The sequence below is a fragment of the Streptomyces sp. NPDC053048 genome (genome assembly GCF_044547045.1).
Classification (GTDB): domain Bacteria; phylum Actinomycetota; class Actinomycetes; order Streptomycetales; family Streptomycetaceae; genus Streptomyces.
The window spans coordinates 301,685-320,441 of sequence record NZ_JBITZS010000003.1 but is presented as its reverse complement, the minus strand read 5'-3'; the positions used below and the strand labels follow the sequence as shown (position 1 = coordinate 320,441).

Here is an 18,757-nt window from a genome sequence, read left to right as displayed (position 1 = left end):
GCCCTAGCGGCCGCCGCCCCGCTTCTGCTCGGCCATGCGCCGCCCGGCCATCTGCTTCTGCTTCCAGTCGCGGCGGATCTCCGCGCGCAGGCGGGCGTCGGAGCGCGAGGCCATCCACGTGTTCTCGCGGACCAGTTTGCGGTAGCTGTCGAGCCTGCGCTGCGGCAGTTCACCGTTGTCGGCGGCGGCCAGGACCGCGCAGCCCGGCTCGCTGTCGTGGCCGCAGTCGTGGAAGCGGCAGTCGGCCGCGAGGGCCTCGATCTCGGCGAACGCCTGCGCGACCCCGCGCTCGGCGTCCCACAGCCCCACGCCGCGCAGGCCCGGGGTGTCGATCAGGACGCCGCCGCCGGGCAGCGGCAGCAGGTTGCGCGTGGTGGTGGTGTGCCGGCCCTTGCCGTCCCGGTCGCGGGCGGCCTGCACGACCTGGACGTCCTGCCCGGTGAGCCGGTTGGCGAGGGTGGACTTGCCGGCCCCGGACTGGCCCAGCAGCACGGCCGTGCCGCCGGCCAGCTCGGCGGCGAGCGCGTCGACGCCCTGGCCGGTCTCCGCGCTGACCGCCAGCACCCGCGCCCCGGGCGCCGCCGCCTCGGTGTCGGCGACGAGATGGGCGAGGGTGTCGGCGCGGGGCACGAGGTCGGCCTTGGTGAGCACGACGAGCGGCGTGGCACCGCTCTCCCAGGCCAGGGTGAGGAACCGCTCGACCCTGCCGAGGTTGAGCTCGACGGCCAGGGACACGGCGATGACGGCGTGGTCGACGTTGGCGGCGAGGACCTGGCCCTCGGACCGCTTGGAGGAGGTGGACCGGACGAAGGCCGTGCGGCGCGGCAGCAGCGCGCGGACATAGCCGGTCTCCAGGTCGACGGCGGCCCAGTCGCCGGTGCACATGATGTTCAGCGGATCGCCGGTGGTGACGAGCGCGGTGTCGGCCATGACGTGCCGGACACCGTCGCCGTCGGCGACGACGAGGTCGCAGCGGCCCCGGTCGACGCGGACGATGCGGCCGGGGACGACCCCCGGGCCGGTGAGAGGAGCGAAGCCGTCAGCGAACCCGTCGTCCCAGCCGTAGGCGGAGAGCGGGTGTGCGGAACTGTTCTCGGACAAGACCGTGGTCCTTCAGGAGGGAGGTGGGATGAATCTGCTTCCGGGTGCGGGCGCGGCCCGTCGCAATGACAGTCATCGCGTGCTCACCTCCTGAGGAGTGCTCCATACGTACTCGGTGATCGTAGGCGCGCCCGGACGGGCGCCGCCAACGGTTTTTCCGCTCCCGGCTAGTCGCGCGGCTTGGCGTGCTTGGGCTGGTGGTCCGGCTTGGACAGGCGCGAGCGCACGTCCTCGTGCGGCAGGAACTGGGCCCAGCGCTCGGGGAACTCCGAGGGGGGCTCGCGGTCCTGGCCGATCACGCCGTCCTCGGGCTCCTCGTAGGGGTCGTCCTCGATCTCGTGGACCAGGGCCATGGCGGCCCGTTCGTAGGCGGCCCGCACGGCGGCGGCCTCGCGCTGCCGGTCGACCTCGGCGCGGGCGGCGGCCGTGGTGACGGAGGGCCAGACGCGGTCCAGGGCCGCGTTGACGGCGGCGCCGACGAGCACGGCGAAGGCCGAGACGCCGATCCACAGCAGCACGGCGACGGGCGCCGCGAGCGATCCGTAGATCGTCACGCCCTCGACGGTGTGCGTGAGGTAGATGCGCAGCAGGAAGCTGCCCAGCACCCACATGCCCAGGGCGACGAGCGCCCCGGGGATGTCCTCCGCCCAGGGCGAGCGGACCGGCACGGACACGTGGTAGAGCGTGGTGAGGAAGGCGATGGACAGCACGATGACGACGGGCCAGTACAGGAAGCGGACCACGTCCGCGCTCCAGGGCACGATGTCCACCACCGCCTCGGGCCCGGCCACCATCAGCGGCAGCGCCACCGCCCCGATCAGCAGGGCGACGATGTAGAGGAGGAAGGCCAGCAGCCGGGTGCGTACGATGCCGCGCTTGCCCTCCAGCCCGTACATGATCGTGATGGTGTCGACGAAGACGTTCACGGCCCGGGAGCCGGACCACAGGGCGATGGCGAAGCCGATGGAGATGACGTCCGGGCGGCCGATCCTGATGACGTCCTGGACCAGCGGCTCGGCGATCTCCTTGGTGCCCTGGTCGGACAGGACGGTCGAGGAGGCGGCCAGGATGTTCTGCTGGATGCTGCCGATGGTGTCGGTGCCGGTCCAGTCGTCGAGGTAGCGCAGCAGGCCGAGGAGGCCCAGCAGCAGGGGCGGGAGCGACAGGAGGGTGAAGAAGGCGGCCTCCGCCGCGAGCCCGGTGACGCGGTACTCCATGCAGGAATTGACGGTGTCCTTCAGGAGCAGCCAAGCCATCCTGCGTTTGGAGACATTGCGGTACAGGGCCCTCGCCCTGTGGAGCCGGCCGACCTGCCGGCCCGAATGTTCTTTTGCTGCCTGCACCCGCTAACCGTATCCGCCGCGGGCGGGTCCATCGTTCCGCTGCCCCGGCGGCCGGGCGCACGCGACGGGGCCCTCGGGAGGCCGCGGAGGGTGGTGCTGCGCCGACTCGGCACCACCCTCCGGCCGCTCACCGTCACTTTCCGCCCGGGGCGGGGGCGTTCGCAATGGTTGCATGGCGTTGCAATATCGCGGATGCCCCGTCGCGCCCCGCCCCGTGACGGCACCATTGCAGCGTGAAGCGCATACCAATCGACGCGGCTCTGCTTCCCGCGATCCGGGAGGCCACGCTCGCCGGCTCGGAGCCCCCCGCCCGGCCCCGGCCGGTGATCGGGGAGTCGTGGCACCGCGTGCGCCGCCACGGGGTGGATCCGGAGTCGGGCCGGCCGGTACCGCTGATCCCGGCCGACGAGGTGGAGCACCTGCGGCACACCTCCCAGCTGGGGGTGCTGCTGCCGCAGCTGCGCGAGGGGCTGCTGGAGGCGGCCGACGCGGTGCGGCATCTGATCGTCGTCACCGACGCCGAGGGACGGCTGCTGTGGCGGGAGGGCAGCCCCGGAGTGCGCAGGAGCGCCGACCGGCTGGGCTTCGAGGTGGGGGCGTCGTGGAAGGAGGAGCTGGTGGGGACGAACGGCATCGGGCTGGCGCTGGTCGAGCGCCGGCCGGTGCAGGTGCACTCCGCCGAGCACTTCGTGCGCACCCATCACTCCTGGACGTGCGCGGCGGCCCCGCTGCACGACCCGCGCGACGGGCGGCTGCTGGGGGTGCTGAACGTCAGCGGCCCGGCGCTCGCCTTCAATCCGGCGACGCTGGCGCTGGTGACCGCCGTCGCCAAGGTGTCCGAGGCGGAGCTGCGGGCGCGGCACTGGGAGTCCGTCGACCGGCTGCGCGCGATCGCGGCGCCGATGCTGGCCCGGGTCGGGGGGCGGGCGCTGGCGGTGGACCGGGACGGCTGGACGGCGGCGGTGACGGGCATGGCTCCCGTGAGCCGGGTGGTGCTGCCCGGTCAGGTGCGGCCGGGGCGGGTGTGGCTGCCCTCGCTCGGGCCGTGCTCGATCGAACCGCTGCCGGACGGCTGGCTGGTGCGGGTCGACGAGAGCGCCGGGGAGGACGCGCCGCCCAGCCGGGTGGTGCTGGACCTGCGACGGCCGCACGACTGGACGGTCACCGTCTCGGGCGGGGCGGGCCACTGGTCGCACGAGCTCAGCCCGCGCCATGCCGAGCTGCTGTTCATCCTGGCCCGGCACCCGGCGGGGCGCACGGCCGCGGAGCTGGCGGCGGACCTCTTCGGGGACGCCACGCGCACGGTGACGGTGCGGGCGGAGCTCTCCCGGATGCGGCGCACGCTGGCGGGGGTGCTCAGCCACCGGCCGTACCGCTTCGCGGACGGCCTGGACGTCCGGCTGCTGGCGCCGGGTCACGGGGCGGATCTGCTGCCCGCCTCGACGGCGCCGGTGGTGCTGGCCGCGCGCCGGGAGCTGCCGGGAGGTCAGGGCGGATCCGGCTCCGCGCCCCTGCCGTGATGGGGTGGGGTGCATGAGCAAGAGCGCGACGACGAGTGTGACCACCTGGTCCATGGAACAGACCTCGCCGGACGACCTTCCGGACCACGATCCGGACATCCCGTCCGGGGTTCGGATCGAACGGGCCGAGGTGCCCTCGCCGGAGTTCAGCCGCTTCCTCTACACGGCCGTGGGCGGGGATCTGAGTTGGACGGACCGGCTGCCGTGGACGTACGAGAGGTGGCTGGCCCATCTGGAGCGGCCGGGGGTGGAGACCTGGGTGGCGTACGAGCACGGGACGCCGGCCGGGTACATCGAGCTGGACCCGCAGCCCGAGGGGGCCGTCGAGATCGTCTACTTCGGGCTGATGGAGCGGTTCCGGGGCCGCCGTATCGGCGGCTGTCTGCTGTCGTTCGGCGCCGCGCGGGCCTGGGACCTGGCCGGGCGGTGGCCGGAGCGGAAGCCCACCGAGCGGGTGTGGCTGCACACCTGCAGCAAGGACGGCCCGCACGCGCTGGCCAACTACGCGCGGCGCGGCTTCCGGGTGTTCGAGGTGAAGACGGAGGAGGAGCCGGACGTCGCGGCGCCGGGCCCCTGGCCGGGGGCGCGGGGCGGCGAAACCGGGTAGCGGCGCCCTCCCGAAACCCCGGGCCGTCCCGCTCTGCGGGACGGCCCATCTCATAATATGGACAACAGTGGACTGGCCGAAGACCGCCGTGCCACGCTTCCGCCATGTCCCGTGCTGGAGTTGCCCTGGTGAGTCGACGCCACGTCGACCTCTGCCGCATGTCCAGCGCCATCTGTCCGGCGGGCTGACAGTCACAGCACCACCGCCCTCCCCTCGCCGCCCTCCTGTTGCGCGGCCAGAGGCGTTTTCCTGCCGCTTTCCCTGCGCCGATTCCTCGGACGTATGCGGACTTCTAAGGACATTTACCCATGGCTGACTCCACTCCAGACTCCCGCGCCGCCGCCCCGCCCCGGCGCAAGACCGGCCGCCACCGCGGCGAGGGCCAGTGGGCGGTCGGCCACTTCACTCCGCTCAACGCCAATGAGCAGTTCAAGAAGGACGACGACGGTCTCAATGTGCGGACACGCATTGAGACGATCTACTCCAAGGCCGGCTTCGGCTCCATAGACCCCAGCGACCTGCGCGGCCGGATGCGCTGGTGGGGGCTGTACACCCAGCGCAAGCCGGGCATCGACGGCGGAAAGACCGCGGTGCTGGAGCCGGAGGAGCTGGACGACGAGTACTTCATGCTCCGGGTGCGCATCGACGGCGGCCGGCTGACCACCGGGCAGCTGCGCGTCATCGGCGAGATCTCCCAGGAGTTCGCCCGCGGCACCGCCGACATCACCGACCGGCAGAACATCCAGTACCACTGGATCCGCATCGAGGACGTCCCCGAGATCTGGCGGCGTCTGGAGGCCGTGGGCCTGTCCACCACCGAGGCCTGCGGCGACACCCCCCGCGTGATCCTGGGCTCGCCGGTCGCCGGCATCGCCGAGGACGAGATCGTCGACGGCACCCCCGCCATCGAGGAGATCCACCGCCGCTTCATCGGCGACAAGGAGTTCTCCAACCTCCCCCGCAAGTTCAAGTCGGCCGTCTCCGGCTCACCGCTGCTGGACGTCGCCCACGAGATCAACGACATCGCCTTCGTCGGCGTGCGCCACCCCGAGCACGGCCCCGGCTTCGACCTGTGGGTGGGCGGCGGCCTGTCCACCAACCCCAGGATCGGCGTCCGGCTGGGCGCCTGGGTGCCGCTGGAGGAGGTCGCGGACGTCTACGGCGGCGTCATCGGCATCTTCCGCGACTACGGCTACCGCCGGCTGCGCAACCGCGCCCGGCTGAAGTTCCTCGTCGCCGACTGGGGCGCGGCGAAGTTCCGGAAGGTGCTCGAGGACGAGTACCTGCGGCGCCCGCTGCTCGACGGCCCGGCCCCCGAGCAGCCCGTGGCGCGCTGGCGGGACCACGTCGGGGTGCACCGGCAGAAGGACGGCCGATTCTACGTCGGCTTCGCCCCGCGCGTCGGCCGCGTCGACGGCGCCGGCCTGACGAAGATCGCGGCACTGGCCGAGGAGCACGGCTCGGGCCGGCTGCGCACCACCGCCGAGCAGAAGATGATCGTGCTCGACGTGCCGCAGGACCGGGTGGAGTCGCTGGTCACCGGCCTGGAGGCGCTGGACCTGCGGGTCGGCCCGTCCCCGTTCCGGCGCGGCACAATGGCCTGCACGGGCATCGAGTTCTGCAAGCTCGCCATCGTGGAGACCAAGGCGCGCGGCGCCTCCCTGATCGACGAACTGGAGCGGCGGCTCCCGGACTTCGACGAGCCGGTCACCATCAACATCAACGGCTGCCCCAACGCCTGCGCCCGCATCCAGGTGGCGGACATCGGTCTCAAGGGCCAGCTCGTGACGGACGAGCGGGGCGAGCAGGTCGAGGGCTTCCAGGTGCACCTGGGCGGCGCGCTCGGACTCGAGGCCGGCTTCGGCCGCAAGGTGCGCGGGCTGAAGGTCACCTCGGCGGAGCTGCCCGACTACATCGAGCGGGTCCTGACCCGCTACAGCGAACAGCGCGAGGAGGGCGAGCGGTTCGCCACCTGGGCCGCCCGCGCCTCGGAGGGTGAGCTTTCGTGAGCGACGCACGCGCGGCCGCCGGGCCGCAGATGAAGACGAAAGCCGCACCTCTGCGCCGCGCGGGCGGAGAAGCGAACAATCAGGAGGAGGTATGAGCGAACGAGCCGCCCCGTTCTACTGCCCCTACTGCGGTGACGAGGACCTGCGCCCCTCCGAGGAGGGCCACGGCGCCTGGGAATGCGGCGCGTGCAACCGCGCGTTCCGGCTCTCGTTCCTCGGGCTCCTCGCCCGGGGCCTGACCAAGGGGGCTCCCCATGACGGAAGTTGACGAGGCGGAGCGGCTCGAGCGGCTTCGGCTGCTCGCCGAGCGGGCGGGACGTGAGCTGGAGGACGCGCCCGCGCCGGAGATCCTGCGCTGGGCCGCCGAGACCTTCGGCGAGCGCTTCTGCGTCACCTCCTCCATGGAGGACGCGGTCGTCGCCCACCTGGCCTCGCGCGTGCGCCCCGGCGTCGACGTGGTCTTCCTGGACACCGGTTACCACTTCCCGGAGACCATCGGTACCCGCGACGCGGTCGACGCCGTGATGGACGTCCGCGTCATCACGCTCACGCCGCGGCAGACCGTCGCCGAGCAGGACGCCGAGTACGGGCCGAAGCTCCACGACCGCGACCCGGACCTGTGCTGCGCGCTGCGCAAGGTGGGGCCGCTGGCGGAGGGGCTGGCCGGCTACGACGCCTGGGCCACCGGGCTGCGCCGCGACGAGTCGCCCACCCGGGCGGCCACCCCGGTCGTCGGCTGGGACGCACGGCGGCGCAAGGTCAAGGTCTCGCCGATCGCCCGCTGGAGCCAGGACGACGTGGACGCCTACATCACCGAACACGGCGTGCTCACCAATCCGCTGCTGATGGACGGCTACACCTCCGTCGGCTGCGCGCCCTGCACCCGCAGGGTGCTCGAGGGCGAGGACGCGCGCGCCGGCCGCTGGGCCGGGCTGGGCAAGACCGAATGCGGGCTGCACGGATGACAGGGACGACAGGAGAGACCGCCATGAGCGTGGGCGCCACCGTGTGGCTCACCGGCCTGCCCAGCGCGGGCAAGACGACCATCGCCCGAGCGCTCGCGTCCCGGCTGCGGGACGAGGGACGGCGGGTGGAGGTGCTGGACGGGGACGAGATCCGCGAGTTCCTCTCCGCGGGGCTCGGCTTCTCCCGCGAGGACCGGGACACCAACGTGCGCCGGATCGGCTTCGTCGCCCGGCTGCTGGCCTCGCACGGCGTGACGGTACTGGTGCCGGTCATCGCCCCGTACGCGGACTCCCGCGAGGCGGTGCGCGAACACCACCGGGCGGAGGGCACCGGCTATCTGGAGGTGCATGTGGCGACCCCGGTGGAGGTGTGCTCGGCGCGGGACGTCAAGGGCCTGTACGCCCGGCAGGCGGCCGGCGAGATATCCGGGCTGACGGGCGTCGACGACCCCTACGAGGCGCCCGCCGCCCCGGACCTGCGGATCGCGGCGCACGAGCAGACCGTCGAGGAATCGGCGAAGGCGCTGTACGCGCTGCTGAACGAGAAGGGGCTGATATGAGCGACGCCGACGGTGCCTACGCGCTCTCGCACCTCGACGCCCTCGAGTCGGAGTCCGTGCACATCTTCCGTGAGGTGGCGGGCGAGTTCGAACGGCCGGTGATCCTGTTCTCCGGCGGCAAGGACTCGATCGTGATGCTGCACCTGGCGCTGAAGGCCTTCGCGCCGGCGGCCGTGCCGTTCGCCCTGCTGCACGTGGACACCGGGCACAACTTCCCCGAGGTCATCGCCTACCGCGACCGCACCGTCACCACGCACGGGCTGCGCCTGCACGTGGCGTCGGTGCAGGAGTTCATCGACGACGGGCGGCTGCGCGAGCGCCCGGACGGCACCCGCAACCCGCTGCAGACCGTGCCGCTGCTGGACGCCATCGAGCGCCACCGCTTCGACGCCGTCTTCGGCGGCGGCCGCCGGGACGAGGAGAAGGCGCGGGCCAAGGAGCGGGTGTTCTCGCTGCGGGACGAGTTCGGCGGCTGGGATCCGCGCCGCCAGCGCCCCGAGCTGTGGCAGCTGTACAACGGCCGTCACTCGCCCGGCGAGCACGTGCGCGTCTTCCCGTTGTCGAACTGGACCGAGCTGGACGTGTGGCAGTACATCGCCCGCGAGAAGATCGAACTGCCCTCCATCTACTTCGCGCACGAGCGCGAGGTCTTCTCCCGCGACGGCATGTGGCTGGCCCCCGGCGACTGGGGCACGCCCCGGGACGGCGAGCGGGTGGAGAGACGCATCGTGCGCTACCGCACGGTGGGCGACATGTCCTGCACCGGCGCCGTCGACTCCGGCGCCGCGACCGTCGAGGACGTCATCACCGAGATCGCCGCGTCCCGGCTCACCGAGCGGGGCGCCACCCGGGCCGACGACAAGCTGTCGGAGGCCGCGATGGAGGACCGCAAGCGCGAGGGGTACTTCTAGCAATGAGCACCGATTCCCTTGACGCCGCGGCGACGTCGCTGCTGCGCTTCGCCACGGCCGGCTCGGTCGACGACGGCAAGTCCACGCTCGTCGGCCGGCTGCTGCACGACTCCAAGTCCGTGCTGGCCGACCAGCTGGAGGCCGTCGAGCACGCCTCGCGCAGCCGCGGGCACGAGGCCGTGGACCTGGCCCTGCTGACCGACGGGCTGCGGGCCGAGCGCGAGCAGGGCATCACCATCGACGTCGCCTACCGCTACTTCGCCACCCCGCGCAGACGGTTCGTCCTGGCCGACACGCCCGGCCATGTGCAGTACACGCGCAACATGGTCACCGGCGCCTCGACCGCCGAGCTGACCGTCGTGCTGGTCGACGCCCGCAACGGCGTCGTCGAGCAGACCCGCCGCCACGCCGCCGTGGCCGCGCTGCTGCGCGTCCCGCACGTGGTGCTGGCCGTCAACAAGATGGACCTCGTGGGCTACGCGGAGTCCGTCTTCGCCCCGATCGCGCGGGAGTTCGGCGCGTACGCCGCCTCCCTGGGGGTGCCGGAGGTCACCGCGATCCCCATCTCCGCGCTCGCCGGGGACAACGTCGTCACCCCGTCCGCGCACATGGACTGGTACGGCGGCCCGACCGTGCTGGAACACCTGGAGAGCGTCCCCGTGGTCGCCGATCCCACGGGTGACCCGGCCCGCTTCCCCGTCCAGTACGTCATCCGCCCGCAGACCGCCGCCCACCGCGACTACCGCGGCTACGCCGGCCAGCTCGCCTCCGGCGTGCTGCGCGTGGGCGAGCCGGTGACGGTCCTCCCCTCGGGCCGGACGAGCACGGTCGAGGCCATCGACGCGCTCGGCCAGGCCGTGGACGTGGCGTGGGCGCCGCAGTCGGTGACCGTGCGGCTGGCCGACGACCTGGACGTCTCGCGCGGCGACCTGATCGCCCCCACCGCGAGCGCGCCCGGCACGACCCGGGACGTGGAGGCGACCGTCTGCCACGTGGCCGACCGGCCGCTGCGCGTCGGCGACCGGGTGCTGCTCAAGCACACCACCCGCACGGTCAAGGCCGTCGTCAAGGCGCTGCCCTCCCGGCTGGCCCTGGACGACCTCTCCCAGCACCCCGACCCCGGACAGCTGGCCGCCAACGACATCGGGCGGGTGGTGCTGCGCACCGCGGAGCCGCTGGCGCTCGACGACTACGCCCGCTCCCGCCGCACGGGATCGTTCCTGCTGATCGACCCGGCCGACGGCACCACGCTCACCGCGGGCATGGCCGGTGCGGCCTTCGCGGCGGGTACGGACGGCACGGCGGGCGGCGGCGCGGAGCCGGCGGCCGACGACGAGGGCTGGGACTTCTGACCATGACCGGGACCAGGGACGTCTTCTCGACCTTCGACAAGGTGGGCGGCCGCATCGGCAGCGGCCTCCTCGGCAGCGGGCAGGGCGGCGTCGGGCGATGTGCTCGCTGATGTCCGTACCGCCCCGACTCCCCCGTCCCCGAAGTCCCTTGTGAACCGCCGGGCGCGCCTTCGGCGTACGCTCCGGCCCGCGGAGAGGAACCGCCCTCATGTCTGCCGCCCCACCGGTCCGCCGCCGCGCCCTCGTGGCCGCGGCCGCCCTCCCCCTGCTGGCCGTCGTCCTCGGCGCCTGCGGCTACGGGTCGCAGAAGAAGAACGACAGCGCGAACGCCGCGGCCGAGGGGCGGAAGCTCTCGGTCGACACCGTACGGATCGGCTACTTCCCCAACCTCACCCACGCCACGCCGCTGATCGGTGACCAGGAGGGCATCCTCCAGAAGGCGCTGGGCGGCACCAAGGTCCGTGCGACCACCTTCAACGCGGGGCCGTCGGAGATCGAGGCGCTCAACGCGGGCTCCATCGACATCGGCTGGATCGGGCCGTCGCCGGCGATCAACGGCTATGTGAAGTCCAAGGGCAAGAGCCTGCGGATCATCTCCGGTTCCGCGTCCGGCGGCGTGAAGCTCGTCGTCGACCCCAAGAAGATCCCTTCACTGGAGGACGTCAAGGGCAAGCGGATCGCCACGCCGCAGAAGGGCAACACGCAGGACGTGGCGTTCCTCAACTGGATCGCCGGGCAGGGCTGGAAGGTCGATCCGCAGAGCGGCAAGGGCGACGTCTCGGTGGTCCGTACGGACAACAAGGTGACGCCCGACGCCTTCAAGTCCGGTTCGGTCGACGGCGCCTGGGTGCCGGAGCCGACGGCGTCCAGGCTGGTCGCGGACGGCGGGAAGGTGCTGCTGGACGAGAGCACGCTGTGGCCGGAGGGGAAGTTCGTGATCACCAATGTGATCGTGTCGCAGAGGTTCCTCGACGAGCACCCCGATGTGGTCGAGGCCGTGCTGCGCGGTTCGGTGCGGACCAACGCCTGGATCGCCGCGAACCCCGACCGGGCGAAGGCGTCGGTCAACGCGGCGCTCAAGCGGCTGAACGGCAAGGAGCTGCCGGCGAAGGTGCTCGACCCGGCCTGGCAGTCCATCACGACGACGGACGATCCGCTGGCGCGGACGCTGGAGACCGAGGCCGGGCAGGCCGTCGACGCGGGGCTGCTGGAGAAGCCGGACCTGTCCGGCATCTACGACCTGACCCTGCTCAACAAGGTGCTCAAGGCCGAAGGCAAGCCGGCGGTCGACGCCGCGAAGCTCGGAAGGCAGTGACGTGTACGCGGCAGTAGGGGCTCGTATGCCCGCTCCCCGATCAGGAGGTGGCCGAATGGCCCCGGCACCGATCACATCCGCGACCGGTGACACGACCGGCAAGGCGACCGGCGACACAGCCGGCAAGGCGACCGGCGGCACGACCGGCAGTCCGGCCGGCACGGCTCTCCTCGACGAGGGGATACGTCCGGCCGTGCGCCTCGGCCACGTCCACAAGAGCTACGGCCGTCCCGGCGCGGAGCGGCCCGTGCTCGAGGACATCACGCTCGACGTCCGTCCCGGCGAGTTCGTCTGCCTGCTGGGCGCCTCCGGCTGCGGCAAGTCGACGCTGCTGAACCTGGTGGCGGGCCTCGACCGGCCGACGAGCGGCACCATCGAGGTGACCGGCGGCCGGCCCGCGCTGATGTTCCAGGAGCACGCGCTGTTCCCGTGGCTGACCGCGGGCCGCAACATCGAACTGGCGCTGCGGCTGCGCGGGGTGCCGCGGGCGCGGCGGCGACCGGAGGCCGAGCGGCTGCTGGAGCTGGTGCGGCTGGGCGGCTCGTACGGCAAGCGCGTGCACGAGCTGTCGGGCGGCATGCGGCAGCGGGTCGCGCTGGCGCGGGCGCTGGCGCAGGACAGCAGGCTGCTGCTGATGGACGAGCCGTTCGCGGCACTGGACGCCATCACGCGGGACGTGCTGCACCACGAGCTGACCCGCATCTGCGCGGAGACGCGGCTGTCGGTCCTGTTCGTCACCCACAACGTGCGCGAGGCCGTGCGGCTGGGCGAGCGGGTGGTGCTGCTGTCGTCCCGGCCGGGCCGGGTGGTGCGGGAGTGGGAGGTCGGCATTCCGCAGCCGCGCCGGATCGAGGACGCGGCGGTGGCCGACCTGTCGGTGGAGATCACCGAGGAACTGCGGGAGGAGATCCGCCGCCATGGCCGGCACTGAGACCGCGCGGGCCGCCGAGCCCGACCTCGCGGGCCTGGAAGCCGGGCTCGACGCCCTGGACTCGGTCCAGGTCAAGCGCACGCCCTGGCGGCAGGTGCTGCTGACCAAGGTGCTGCCGCCCGTCGCAGCGGTCGTGCTGGTGCTGGTGGTGTGGAAGCTGCTGGTCCTGGCCCGCGTCACCGACGACTACAAGCTGCCCGACCCCTCGGCGGTCTGGAGCAGCCTGCGCGAGCTGTGGCTGGGCGGAACCCTGCTGGACATCGTGTGGACCAGCGTCTCGCGCGGCCTGCTGGGATTCCTCGCGGCCCTGGCCATCGGCACCCCGCTGGGGCTGCTGGTGGCGCGGGTGGCGATCGTCCGGGCGGCGCTGGGGCCGATCCTGTCGGGGCTGCAGTCGCTGCCGTCGGTGGCCTGGGTGCCGGCCGCGGTGATCTGGCTGGGCATCACGGACTCGGCGATGTACGCGGTGATCCTGCTGGGCGCGGTGCCGTCCATCGCCAACGGCCTGGTGTCGGGCATCGACCAGGTGCCGCCGCTGTACCTGCGGGCGGGGCGGACGCTGGGCGCGACGGGGGCGCGCGGCGCACGGCACATCCTGCTGCCGGCCGCGCTGCCCGGCTACATCGCGGGGCTCAAGCAGGGCTGGGCGTTCTCCTGGCGGTCGCTGATGGCGGCCGAGCTCATCGCCTCCTCCCCCGACCTGGGGCTGGGTCTGGGCCAGTACCTGGAGAACGCGCGGACCGACTCGGACATGCCGGGGGTGCTGCTCGGCATCGTCCTCATCCTGTTCGTCGGCATCGCCATCGACCTGATCGTCTTCAGCCCGCTCGAGCGCCGGGTGCTGCGCACGCGCGGGCTGGCGGTCCGTTAGGGGACGGGCCGGTCATGGTGCTGCTCCTGGTGGCGCACGGCAGCCGCGACCCACGGCACGCGGCGACGGTCGCCGCGCTGCGCGACCGGGTCGCGGCCCGCCGGCCCGGTCTGCGGGTGGAGGTGGGCTTCCTCGACTTCTGCGCGCCGAGCGTGCCGCGGGTGCTGGAGCGGCTGGCCGCGGAGGGCGTGCGGGAGGTGGTCGCGCTCCCCCTGCTGCTGACGCGCGCCTTCCACGCCAAGGCCGACCTGCCCGCCGTCCTCGCCCGCGCCGGCTCCGCCCTGCCGGGCCTGACGGTGCGCCGGGCGAACGTTCTCGGCCCTTCCGCGCTGCTGACCGCCGCGCTGGAACGACGCCTGGACGAGGCCGGCGCGGTCGCCGGCGAACGTGGCTCGACCGGGGTCGTCCTGGCCTCGGCGGGCTCTTCCGACCCGGAGGCGATCGCGGTGATCGCAGAAATCGCGCGGGAGTGGCGGCACACCGGTTGGTGCGCCGTGCGACCCGCGTTCGCCTCCGCCTCGGCCCCCCGCACCGAGGACGCCGTGCGCGCCCTGCGTGCCGAGGGCGTACGCACGGTCGCCGTGGCCCCGTACGTCCTGGCCCCCGGCCGGCTGCCGGACCGCATCGCGGCGGGGGCGCGGGCGGCGGGCGCCGACGTCCTCGCGGACGTCCTGGGCCCGGCGCCTGAGGTGATCACCCTGCTGCTGCGCCGGTACGACGAGGCACGGGCGACGGCACGGCTGGTGCGCGGGAGCACGCCCGTGACACGAGCCGCGATCTCCCTTTCGGCGGGATAGGGCCGTTTGCTGAGCCCATATCAGGATTCGACCCCTGACCTTGATGCCCGTTTGGTTCGCTGTACCCAGTAACACGACCCATGACCGGCATGACGGAAAGGGGAAGAGTGTGACTGCTGTGACGGACTGGGTGGCGCGCCCGGCGGACCGCACCTACTGGGTCCGCGACGCCGACCGCTGGGAGACCAAGAGCCCCGGCTGGCAGGACCTCCCGGACGCGAAGATCAACCTCAAGGTCGGCGGCCCCAACTCGCCGTCCTACGGCGCGATCTTCGTGGCGACCTTCAGCGCGGAGACGCTGGTCAGCTCCGGCGACAACAACAGCGTCGTCTGGCTCGACATCCTCTTCGGCGGCCAGAGCCCGGAACCGGTGAGCGACAACCACCGCTTCTCCTCGGCGGCGGCCTCCGCGGAGTGGTCGTCCCACACCACGCTCCGCATCATCAAGTTCGAACCGCAGTTCAACCAGCAGGACGTCAGCGCACAGGTACGGGTCAGCCCGAGCGACAACATCGGCACGGCCGGCTTCCAGAACTGGGTGCTGAAGATCGAGCGGTACAACAGGTAGGGGCAGGGCACGAAGAAACCACCTGAACCGGCCGTGCGGCGACACCAGGGGCGCGGCGCCGCCGCACGGTCCTTCTCGGCTACCGCGTGAGCAGTGTGTGGGTCAGGGCGAGAGCGTTCACGAAGGCGATCAGGGCGGCCGCCCGGTCCGCGGTGGTCCCGCCGACGCGGGTGGCGATCGCGTGGGCACCGGTGAACAGGACTGCGAGAAGCATCAGCTCGAGGCTCATGAACCGAACTTCTCCGATTCCGCGTTCACCGGCGTTCGTGCGGACGAAGATGAACGCATGGGGGCTGATCAGGAGACGTCCGAAGCACTTGCCGAACTGGCCGCGTTGTTCCGGCTGTTGCGGTCGGAACGCAGGCTGACGTACGCCGCACTGGAACGGCGGGCGGGGCTGGGGCACACGACGGTGAGCCGGGTCCTCAACGGGCGGAAGGTGCCGACGGAGGCCACGGTGGTGGCGCTCGCCAAGGCTTTGGGGGCCGATCCGGGGCATCTGATGTCGCTCAGGGACAGGGCGGTCGCGGAGTCAGCCCCGGCTCCGCATCCGCTCGGCGACGAGGACGCGGCGTTCGAGGAACGTTATCGCGGCTACCTCGTCGAGCGGCACAGCAGACTCACCATCGTGGGACTCGACCTGCAGGGGCCGCAGGCTGCGTGCTGGCCTCTGGACACGGCGTATCTGAGTCTGGAACTGGCCGTGCGGCAGGACGAATCCCCGGAGGAGGACGGTCACGGTCCGTCCTCCATCGCAGAACGGGCCGAGCGGGCCCTGGCCGGACGGCAGCGGGTTCTGGTCCGTGGGCTCGCGGGAAGCGGAAAGACCACTCTCCTGCAGTGGCTCGCAGTCATCTCCGCCGGCCAACAGCCACCCGGCTCGCTGGCCCATTTCCGGGATCTGATCCCCTTCGTTCTCCCCTTACGGACCCTGCACCTGCACAGCGCACTCCCGAGCCCTGCGCAATTCCTGGAAGCCGTCAGAAGCACGCTCGCCTCCTGCCAGCCGCTGGGCTGGGCGGATCGGGTGCTCGCCAGCGGGCGAGGCCTGTTGCTCATCGACGGCATCGACGAAGTGCCGAGCCAACGGCGTGAGCAGACAAAGGAATGGCTGCGGGATCTGCTCGCCGCTTATCCGCGCTCACATTTTCTCGTCACCACCCGGCCATCCGCCGTTCCCGAGCGGTGGCTCGAGGGCTCGAGGTTCACGGAGCTGACCGTACGGCCGATGAACCGGCGGGACGTCACGGTCTTCGCCACACGCTGGCACGAGGCAGCGGGCGCAGGCCCTGGGCTGGAGGAACGCTTCAAGAACGCGGTGCGGGCGCAGCGAGACCTCGCTCAACTGGCTTCGACGCCCCTGATGTGCGCGTTGATGTGCGCCCTCCACCGCGATCGTCGAGGCCATCTGCCGCGAAGCCGCATGGAGTTGTACGACGCCGCGCTCTCCATGCTGCTCTTTCGTAGGGACATCGAGCGCGGAATCGAGGCGCCGGAGGGCATCAGTCTGACCCAGCACCAGGCGATTCAGCTGTTGCAGCGGCTGGCGTATTGGCTCATCCGCAACGGCCAGACGGAAATGGAGGAGGAGACGGCCCTCGCCGTCATCGACGAGACCCTGCCGGCCATGCCCGCCGTCTCCGAACAGGGCAACGCCGAGCGGGTACTGACCCACCTGGTGTCCCGCAGCGGCCTCCTGCGTCGCCCCACAGCCGACACCATCGACTTCGTACACCGCACGTTTCAGGACTACCTCGGGGCCAAGGCCGCGGTGGAGACCCGCGATCTGGGGCTGCTCGTCAAGAATGCCCACGACGACCAGTGGGAGGACGTGCTGCGGATGGCCGTCGCCCATGCCCGACCGGCCGAGCGCGCCACGCTGCTGCGCCGACTGGTGGCCCGGGGCGACCGCAGCGCCAAGCACCGGATGCGGCTGCATCTGCTCGCCATGGCGTGCCTGGACCAGGCAACGGAGCTGAACCCGGATGTGCGGGAGGCGGTGGAGAGCCGGTGCGCGGCGCTGCTGCCGCCGCGCAGCGCTCGGGAGGCGGCAAAGCTGGCTTGCATCGGTCCGGTGATCCTCGACCTGTTGCCAGGGCCAGAGGAGGTGGGGCATGAGGACGAGGCCAAAGCGGTGGTGCAAACGGCGGTGACAGTGGGCGGAGACGCCGCGATGTCCCTGCTCAAAAAGTATCGTGACTGCCGTGAGTTCGACGTCCAGAGCGAGCTGGCCATGGGATGGAACGCGTACGACGCCCAGGAGTACGACGAGGAAATACTTCGTCACCTCGATGAGAGCGCCAAGGTCGTCGTCAACAGCCACGCGGAGCTGAAGGCGCTTCCGGCCCTCCGCCAGAAGGTGAGGCTCTCCTTCTCCGGCGACTTCTCGACCGCCGAAATCGCTTCGGCAGTCGATGCGGGACGACTGCGTGACCTGGGAATCTCCGGCGGCCTGCTCACAGACCTCGGCTTCGTCCGGAACCTCCGCGGGCTGCGCAACCTGTCCCTGTCTTTTCCTCGTGGCGGCTTCGATGTCTCACCGCTCGATGAGCTGCCGCTCACCTCTCTGGTGATTTGGAGCAGGCACGCTCTGGATCTGAGCCGGATTCGCGAGCTCCCGCACCTCGAGCATCTGAACCTCCATGCTCGGCTGGTCGAGCCGGACGTGACGCACCTCCCCGGCCTTCCGAATCTCCGCAGGCTGTTCCTCTGGGAGCGCGCCTGCCTGCCGGGGGTGCTTTCGGGTGTCTCCCGCTTCACGGGCCTGGAGTTCCTCAGCTTCATCGCCTCGGGTCTCGCCGAGGCGGCACGCGGGGAGATCGCCGCGATGCCTTCCCTCGTCGGCCTCCAGATTGTCGGCCAGAACCTCTCCCGCCTCGCGGAGAGCCCACCGCTCCCGCATGTCTCAGATCTCATCCTCAACAATGCGGTAGGGCTGTCCGACCTGACCCCCGTGGTGAAGACCTTCTCGAACCTCCGGAGACTGACCGTCGCCTGTCGCAACACAGCGGAGGCGGTCGTCGACCTCACCAGCCTCGCGGGCAGCGCCGAGCACATCGAGGTGCACATCATCGACGCCGTAACTGTCATCGGCCTCGACCTCTTCCCCCCGGGTACCGTCATCCGCTCCCCCCGGCCCCGGACCCCCTAGACCGACTCCGCCGCCGTGCCCACACCCAGGGCCACCAGTACGCCGCCCGTGGCGAGTTCGAGGTTGCGGTTGACGCGGGGGCGGCGGAGCCAGGTGAGCATGCGGGTGGCGGAGACGGCCACCAGGAGCATCCAGGCGGCGGCGATCACCGCGTCGATGGCGCCGAACAGCAGGGTCGTGCCCAGCGGTGAGCCGCCCTCGGGGAGGAACTGGGGGACCACCGCGACGAAGAAGACGCCCACCTTGGGGTTGAGCAGGCAGCTCAGCAGGCCCTGGCGGAAGGCCTCGGCCACGCCCGGGGCGTCGGCCCCGGTCTCGGCGGTGCCGGCGAGCGGTGCCTGCGCGGTGGCGGCGCCGCGGCGCTGGGCCCACAGGGCCTGCGCGCCCAGGAGGACGAGGTAGGCGGCGCCCGCCAGGCGGACCACGGTGAACGCCGCGTCCCAGCGCTGCAGGGCGGCCGCGAGGCCGAAGGCGGCGGCCACTCCCCAGGCCAGGGAGCCGACGGCCGCGCCGAGCGCGGTGGCGCTGCCGGTGCGGCGGCCGCCGCGCAGGCAGTTGCGCAGGACGAGGAGCGTGTCGGGGCCCGGTGCCATGGCCACCAGGAGGGAGAAGAGGGCGAAGCCGAGTATCGCGGCGGTCATGGGGCGGAGCTCCTCTCGCACGGTGCGTCGGCCGGAGCCTGTCCGCGCACGGATCACGAACGGCTGTCGCGCCCCGTGGGGGTGGGGCGCGACAGCCGATGGGACGGGACCGTAC

At 72.0% G+C, this 18,757-nt stretch carries 19 protein-coding genes; 15 read left to right on the top strand and 4 right to left on the bottom strand.

The window, feature by feature from the left end:
- Positions 1 to 3: 3 nt before the first annotated feature.
- On the bottom strand, positions 4 to 1,101 hold the full coding sequence (rsgA, locus tag ACIG36_RS09645; RefSeq protein ID WP_399924731.1) for a ribosome small subunit-dependent GTPase A: 1,098 nt from the start codon (positions 1,099 to 1,101) through the stop codon (positions 4 to 6).
- 167 nt (positions 1,102 to 1,268) lie between these two features.
- Positions 1,269 to 2,444: a YihY/virulence factor BrkB family protein gene (locus tag ACIG36_RS09640; protein ID WP_399924729.1), complete on the bottom strand. Its 1,176-nt coding sequence runs from the start codon at positions 2,442 to 2,444 to the stop codon at positions 1,269 to 1,271.
- Positions 2,445 to 2,677: 233 nt separating this feature from the next.
- Here ACIG36_RS09640 and ACIG36_RS09635 point away from each other — a divergent pair, with 233 nt between their 5' ends.
- From ACIG36_RS09635 to ACIG36_RS09570, 14 genes are all read left to right on the top strand, one after another.
- Positions 2,678 to 3,964, top strand: a complete 1,287-nt coding sequence (locus ACIG36_RS09635; protein ID WP_399924726.1) for a GAF domain-containing protein — start codon at positions 2,678 to 2,680, stop codon at positions 3,962 to 3,964.
- A gap of 13 nt (positions 3,965 to 3,977) precedes the next feature.
- A complete protein-coding gene (locus ACIG36_RS09630; protein WP_399924723.1) occupies positions 3,978 to 4,571 on the top strand; it encodes a GNAT family N-acetyltransferase in 594 nt (197 codons plus the stop codon).
- A gap of 104 nt (positions 4,572 to 4,675) precedes the next feature.
- Positions 4,676 to 4,759 (top strand): putative leader peptide, encoded by an 84-nt coding sequence (locus tag ACIG36_RS09625; RefSeq protein WP_399925391.1) that lies wholly within the window; start codon positions 4,676 to 4,678, stop codon positions 4,757 to 4,759.
- A gap of 120 nt (positions 4,760 to 4,879) precedes the next feature.
- Positions 4,880 to 6,580 carry a nitrite/sulfite reductase gene (locus tag ACIG36_RS09620; protein WP_399924718.1) on the top strand — a complete coding sequence of 567 codons (1,701 nt, stop codon included), beginning with the start codon at positions 4,880 to 4,882 and terminating at the stop codon, positions 6,578 to 6,580.
- A 91-nt stretch (positions 6,581 to 6,671) separates the two neighbouring features.
- Positions 6,672 to 6,848, top strand: a complete 177-nt coding sequence (locus ACIG36_RS09615; RefSeq protein WP_399924714.1) for a hypothetical protein — start codon at positions 6,672 to 6,674, stop codon at positions 6,846 to 6,848.
- A complete protein-coding gene (locus ACIG36_RS09610; protein ID WP_399924711.1) occupies positions 6,835 to 7,545 on the top strand; it encodes a phosphoadenylyl-sulfate reductase in 711 nt (236 codons plus the stop codon). The genes ACIG36_RS09615 and ACIG36_RS09610 overlap by 14 nt, the downstream gene beginning before the upstream one ends.
- Positions 7,527 to 8,105 (top strand): adenylyl-sulfate kinase, encoded by a 579-nt coding sequence (gene cysC, locus ACIG36_RS09605; RefSeq protein WP_399924708.1) that lies wholly within the window; start codon positions 7,527 to 7,529, stop codon positions 8,103 to 8,105. Before ACIG36_RS09610 ends, cysC begins: the two co-directional genes overlap by 19 nt.
- A complete protein-coding gene (gene cysD, locus ACIG36_RS09600) occupies positions 8,102 to 9,016 on the top strand; it encodes a sulfate adenylyltransferase subunit CysD (RefSeq protein ID WP_399924705.1) in 915 nt (304 codons plus the stop codon). Before cysC ends, cysD begins: the two co-directional genes overlap by 4 nt.
- A 2-nt stretch (positions 9,017 to 9,018) precedes the next feature.
- Positions 9,019 to 10,368 (top strand): sulfate adenylyltransferase subunit 1, encoded by a 1,350-nt coding sequence (locus ACIG36_RS09595; RefSeq protein ID WP_399924702.1) that lies wholly within the window; start codon positions 9,019 to 9,021, stop codon positions 10,366 to 10,368.
- A 208-nt stretch (positions 10,369 to 10,576) separates the two neighbouring features.
- Complete coding sequence (locus ACIG36_RS09590; RefSeq protein ID WP_399924699.1) at positions 10,577 to 11,683, top strand: aliphatic sulfonate ABC transporter substrate-binding protein; 1,107 nt, start codon at positions 10,577 to 10,579, stop codon at positions 11,681 to 11,683.
- A 55-nt stretch (positions 11,684 to 11,738) separates the two neighbouring features.
- Entirely contained in the window at positions 11,739 to 12,614 is an 876-nt protein-coding gene (locus tag ACIG36_RS09585; protein ID WP_399924696.1) for an ABC transporter ATP-binding protein, read from the top strand.
- On the top strand, positions 12,601 to 13,485 hold the full coding sequence (locus tag ACIG36_RS09580; RefSeq protein ID WP_399924693.1) for an ABC transporter permease: 885 nt from the start codon (positions 12,601 to 12,603) through the stop codon (positions 13,483 to 13,485). Before ACIG36_RS09585 ends, ACIG36_RS09580 begins: the two co-directional genes overlap by 14 nt.
- Before the next feature lie 14 nt (positions 13,486 to 13,499).
- Positions 13,500 to 14,282: a sirohydrochlorin chelatase gene (locus tag ACIG36_RS09575; protein ID WP_399924690.1), complete on the top strand. Its 783-nt coding sequence runs from the start codon at positions 13,500 to 13,502 to the stop codon at positions 14,280 to 14,282.
- Positions 14,283 to 14,391: 109 nt separating this feature from the next.
- Complete coding sequence (locus tag ACIG36_RS09570) at positions 14,392 to 14,850, top strand: hypothetical protein (RefSeq protein ID WP_399924687.1); 459 nt, start codon at positions 14,392 to 14,394, stop codon at positions 14,848 to 14,850.
- 79 nt (positions 14,851 to 14,929) lie between these two features.
- Here ACIG36_RS09570 and ACIG36_RS09565 read toward each other — a convergent pair whose 3' ends face one another.
- Positions 14,930 to 15,064, bottom strand: a complete 135-nt coding sequence (locus ACIG36_RS09565; RefSeq protein ID WP_399924684.1) for a hypothetical protein — start codon at positions 15,062 to 15,064, stop codon at positions 14,930 to 14,932.
- Here ACIG36_RS09565 and ACIG36_RS09560 point away from each other — a divergent pair.
- Positions 15,032 to 18,001 carry an NACHT domain-containing protein gene (locus ACIG36_RS09560; RefSeq protein ID WP_399924682.1) on the top strand — a complete coding sequence of 990 codons (2,970 nt, stop codon included), beginning with the start codon at positions 15,032 to 15,034 and terminating at the stop codon, positions 17,999 to 18,001. The two genes, ACIG36_RS09565 and ACIG36_RS09560, sit on opposite strands and share 33 nt — an antisense overlap.
- Here the strand turns inward: ACIG36_RS09560 and ACIG36_RS09555 are convergent.
- Positions 17,998 to 18,642, bottom strand: coding sequence for a LysE family translocator (locus tag ACIG36_RS09555; protein WP_399924679.1), 645 nt, complete (start codon positions 18,640 to 18,642; stop codon positions 17,998 to 18,000). The two genes, ACIG36_RS09560 and ACIG36_RS09555, sit on opposite strands and share 4 nt — an antisense overlap.
- Between the last annotated feature and the right edge of the window lie 115 nt (positions 18,643 to 18,757).

Excerpts from the sequence above, each read along its gene's own strand:
- ACIG36_RS09630 (WP_399924723.1), top strand. The coding sequence starts at position 3,978 with ATGAGCAAGAGCGCGACGACGAGTGTGACCACCTGGTCCATGGAACAG.
- ACIG36_RS09625 (WP_399925391.1), top strand. The coding sequence starts at position 4,676 with ATGTCCCGTGCTGGAGTTGCCCTGGTGAGTCGACGCCACGTCGACCTC.
- ACIG36_RS09620 (WP_399924718.1), top strand. The coding sequence starts at position 4,880 with ATGGCTGACTCCACTCCAGACTCCCGCGCCGCCGCCCCGCCCCGGCGC.
- ACIG36_RS09615 (WP_399924714.1), top strand. The coding sequence starts at position 6,672 with ATGAGCGAACGAGCCGCCCCGTTCTACTGCCCCTACTGCGGTGACGAG.
- ACIG36_RS09610 (WP_399924711.1), top strand. The coding sequence starts at position 6,835 with ATGACGGAAGTTGACGAGGCGGAGCGGCTCGAGCGGCTTCGGCTGCTC.
- cysC (WP_399924708.1), top strand. The coding sequence starts at position 7,527 with ATGCGGGCTGCACGGATGACAGGGACGACAGGAGAGACCGCCATGAGC.
- cysD (WP_399924705.1), top strand. The coding sequence starts at position 8,102 with ATGAGCGACGCCGACGGTGCCTACGCGCTCTCGCACCTCGACGCCCTC.
- ACIG36_RS09595 (WP_399924702.1), top strand. The coding sequence starts at position 9,019 with ATGAGCACCGATTCCCTTGACGCCGCGGCGACGTCGCTGCTGCGCTTC.
- ACIG36_RS09590 (WP_399924699.1), top strand. The coding sequence starts at position 10,577 with ATGTCTGCCGCCCCACCGGTCCGCCGCCGCGCCCTCGTGGCCGCGGCC.
- ACIG36_RS09585 (WP_399924696.1), top strand. The coding sequence starts at position 11,739 with ATGGCCCCGGCACCGATCACATCCGCGACCGGTGACACGACCGGCAAG.
- ACIG36_RS09580 (WP_399924693.1), top strand. The coding sequence starts at position 12,601 with ATGGCCGGCACTGAGACCGCGCGGGCCGCCGAGCCCGACCTCGCGGGC.
- ACIG36_RS09575 (WP_399924690.1), top strand. The coding sequence starts at position 13,500 with ATGGTGCTGCTCCTGGTGGCGCACGGCAGCCGCGACCCACGGCACGCG.
- ACIG36_RS09565 (WP_399924684.1), bottom strand. The coding sequence starts at position 15,064 with ATGCTTCTCGCAGTCCTGTTCACCGGTGCCCACGCGATCGCCACCCGC.
- ACIG36_RS09555 (WP_399924679.1), bottom strand. The coding sequence starts at position 18,642 with ATGACCGCCGCGATACTCGGCTTCGCCCTCTTCTCCCTCCTGGTGGCC.